At 69.2% G+C, this 3657-nt stretch carries 3 protein-coding genes; 2 read left to right on the top strand and 1 reads right to left on the bottom strand.

The features are described 5' to 3' along the window. Positions 1–61: 61 nt before the first annotated feature. On the bottom strand, positions 62–1948 hold the full coding sequence (locus tag FHP25_RS40370) for a CocE/NonD family hydrolase (protein ID WP_147852669.1): 1887 nt from the start codon (positions 1946–1948) through the stop codon (positions 62–64). Positions 1949–2050: 102 nt separating this feature from the next. On the opposite strand from FHP25_RS40370, the gene FHP25_RS40365 reads away from it, so the two are divergent. Continuing rightward, positions 2051–2710 carry a class I SAM-dependent methyltransferase gene (locus FHP25_RS40365; protein ID WP_147852668.1) on the top strand — a complete coding sequence of 220 codons (660 nt, stop codon included), beginning with the start codon at positions 2051–2053 and terminating at the stop codon, positions 2708–2710. A 34-nt stretch (positions 2711–2744) separates the two neighbouring features. Further along, on the top strand, positions 2745–3452 hold the full coding sequence (locus tag FHP25_RS40360; RefSeq protein ID WP_147852667.1) for a haloacid dehalogenase type II: 708 nt from the start codon (positions 2745–2747) through the stop codon (positions 3450–3452). Positions 3453–3657: the final 205 nt, after the last annotated feature.

The raw sequence follows: 3657 nt of genomic DNA, 5'->3' as shown, positions 1-3657 counted from the left end.
CCGCTCCAGCGGCGCTCTTCCACAACACCAAGAGGCGCCGCTGGAGCGGCGCGGCCCGGCCTCATGAGGCGATGGGCACGATCGGCAGCACGACGTGAGACGGCCGCTCGCGGTCGAGGAAGACCGTGTTGCGCGCGACGCGGGTGTCGCGCCATGCCCCTTCCGGCTCGCCGGTGTTGGGGTTGAGGTCGAAGCGCGGGAAGTTGCTGCTGGCGATGTCGAGTCGGATGCGATGGCCGCGCTGGAAGCGGTTGGCGGTCGGGAACGCCGTGATGGTGATGCGCTGCACGTCGCCCGGCGTCATCAGGCTGGGGTGCTCCCAGGAATCGCGATAGCGCACGCGCAGGATGCCGTCGGTGAGGTTCATCGCGAAGCCGTCCGGATAGTCGGTGCCGGGCGGATGCACGTCGATCAGCTTGGCGGTGAAGTCGGTGTCCGGGCAGTCGGAGGCGATCCACAGCGTCACCGTGATCGGCCCGATGACGTCGACATCCTCGGCCAGCGGCGGCGTCTGGAACACCAGCACGTCCGGCCGTTCGGCGAGCGCACGGTAGGGCTCGCGGGAGCCGAAGAAGCGTGGGCCTTCGACCTGGTCGAAGGCGCCGCCCACCATCAGCGGCTCGCCCGACGAGATGGCGCCGCCGATGGTCGGCACCGGCTGCCGCGGGTCGTAGTCGAAGCGGCAGGCAAGATCGGATGCGGTGGGCGGCGTCGGCGCCAGCGTGCCATCGGGCCCCAGGTAGTAGCTGGTGAAGCACGTGCCGGGCAGCGGCCAGTCGCCGGCGGCGCGCCAGGCCCCGCCATGGTCGAGCCGGCCTTCGGCGTTGCGCCGCCCGGAGCCGCCGCCCATCACGAACAGATGCACTGCCGGCTCGTCGCCGACGCCGTTGTCGATGCCGCGCAGCCAGTGGTCGAACCAGCGCCGGCGCAGGGCCAGGAAATCCTCGGCGAGCTGGCCGTCCAGCGTCGCGGCGGGCCCGAAATCGACGTCGCCGGCCCAGCTCAGCGAGCGGTCACCATGCGTCCACGGCCCCAGGATCAGGCGCACCGGGCTCGTCTTGCGCACCTTCAGCCCGAGATAGTTCTCGACCGCCGTGCGCGGATAGGGATCGTACCATGACGACATGTGCACGGCCGGCACGTCGGCATAGGTGTCGTAGGCGCCTTCGGCGTAGATGCCGACCTGCTTCCAGTAGTCGCCGAAGCTGCCCTGCTCCCATTGCTTGAACAGATAGTCCTCGTAGGACGGCGCCAGGGCCAGCGGCGAATGGCCCCGGCTCCACGGCATGTGCCTGAACCACGACCGCAGGTCGACCGCGCCCATCGCCTTGCGCTTGAGCGACGACGCCGCGATTTCGGGGCTGACCAGGGCATTGTTGAAAGCCCAGGTCGCCTGCTTCAGCTCGAAGGCGCCGCCCTGGCGGATGCCGCTCTGGTAGGCGTTGGAGAAGCCGCCGGAATCGAGGAACATCGCCGCCAGGCCCGGCGGGTTCAGGCAGGCCAGCGCGCTCTGCGTATGGGCGGCGTAGGACAGGCCCATGGTGCCGATCTTGCCGTTGCACCAGGGCTGCGACGTGATCCACGCCACGGTGTCGTAGCCGTCGGCGCCGTCGCTGAGATACTTCACGAACCGGCCTTCGGAGCCGTAGCGGCCGCGCGTGTCCTGGTAGATCACGACATAGCCCTCGCGCACGAACACCGCCGCGACGTCGCGGCGCGAGCGCGGCGTTGCGTCCCGGGCGGTGCGTTCCGAGCGGCTCGTCATGGCCTTGCCGTACGGCGTGCGCTCGAGGATCACCGGGAACGGCCCCTCCACCGGCCGGCCATCGACCGCCGGCCGGTAGATGTCGGTGGCCAGGTGCACGCCGTCGCGCATCGGCACCGGCACGTCACGCTCGATGAAGATATCGGTCGCGGCGACGTCGGCGGTCACGGTGGCATCGGGCATGCAAGGTCTCGCGGGCAGTGTCGGAACGGACCTGCAATGCTAGCCGGCAACGGCACCCCGTGCCAATCTATCCGCTCCGCGGCTCGGTATTGGAGTGGCGACATGTCGAAGCGGACGCAGATCACGGGGCGGCTCGATGCTTATGTCGACGCGCACTGGCTGCGCGACAGCGACGTCAAACGCTGGCTGCGCGAGGAGACCGCCAAGCTGCCCGGCGGCGTCATGCAGGTGGCCGCTGACCAGGGGCAGATCATGGCGCTGCTGGCGCGCGCCATCGGCGCCCGCCTGGCGGTCGAGGTCGGCACCTTCACCGGCTACTCGGCGCTGTGCGTGGCCGAGGCGCTGCCGCCCACCGGCAAGCTGCATGCCTGCGACGTCAGCGAGGAATGGACGCGCATCGGCCGGCGCTACTGGAACGAGGCCGGTGTCGCCGACCGCATCGAGCTGCATATCGGGCCGGCGCTGCGCTCGCTCGACGAGCTGATCGCGAGCGGTCTGGCCGGCCATGTCGACATGGCGTTCATCGACGCCAACAAGACCGACTACGACGCCTACTACGAGCGCTGCCTGACCTTGCTGCGTCCGCGCGGCCTGATGCTGATCGACAACGTGCTGTGGAACGGCGCCGTCGCCGATCCCGACGACCACTCGGCCGACACCCTGGCGCTGCGGGCGCTCAACGCCAAGCTGCGCGACGATCAGCGCATCGACCTGGGCCTGCTGCCGGTCGGTGACGGCATGACCATGGCCTTGAAGCGCTGAGCCCGCACGCGCGCGGTTGAGGAGATCGTCGGCCATGAACGAGGCAGTGGACGCCATCAGGCAGACCGTGAAGGTCTGCATGTTCGATCAGTACGGCACCGTCGTCGACATGCAGGGTGGGCTGACCGAGGCCGCGACGCCGTTCCTGAAGCGCAAGGGCTGGACCGGCAGCCCGAACGCCTTCGTGACGTGGTGGCGGCGCACCCATTTCGAGAACTCGATGATCGATGCGCTGCTGCATCGCGAGCACACGCCCTACCGCGAGATCGGGCACCGAGCCGTGGCCCATGTGATGGATCGCGCCGGCATCGCCTATTCGATGGACGAGGTGCGCTACCTCGTGGCCCAGATCGAGCGGCTGAAGCCGTTCCCCGAGGTGCCGGCGGCGCTGGCGCGGCTGCGCACGCGCTACCGGCTGGTGGTGCTGTCCAACGGCGACCCCGACATGCTGGAGGCGGCGAAGCGCCATCACGGCATCGCCTTCGACGACGTGATCTCGGTCGAGCTGGCGCAGTCGTTCAAGCCGCATGTCGCCACCTACACCAAGGCGGCGCAACGCGTCGGGCTGCCGCTCGACCAGATCCTGTTCGTCGCCAACCACGCCTTCGACTGCATCGGCGCGAAGTCGGCCGGCATGCGCACCGCCTTCATCGACCGCCGCAGCCGGCCGTTCGGCATCACGCCGCACCAGCCCGATCTGCTGGTGCCGACGATGACGGACCTCGCCGAGGCCATCGCCTAGCGCGGGGAATCGCAGGTCGCTGATACATCCGTCATCCCGAGCGCAGCGAGGGATCTCCTGCGTGGGACGCACAGTACCATTCGCAGGAGATCCCTGTACCAGTTGAAGCGCAAGAGGCCCGGTCTAGAGTGACCGGGTCGGGCCGCCTGCCGGGAGCCACCCATTGATCCAGTGCCCAGAGCACCAAGCGAGGATCCGTGCCCCG

The organism is Vineibacter terrae (assembly GCF_008039615.1).
Classification (GTDB): domain Bacteria; phylum Pseudomonadota; class Alphaproteobacteria; order Reyranellales; family Reyranellaceae; genus Vineibacter; species Vineibacter terrae.
Note: the sequence above shows the minus strand (reverse complement) of the source record. Positions and strands in the feature narration are given on the sequence as shown.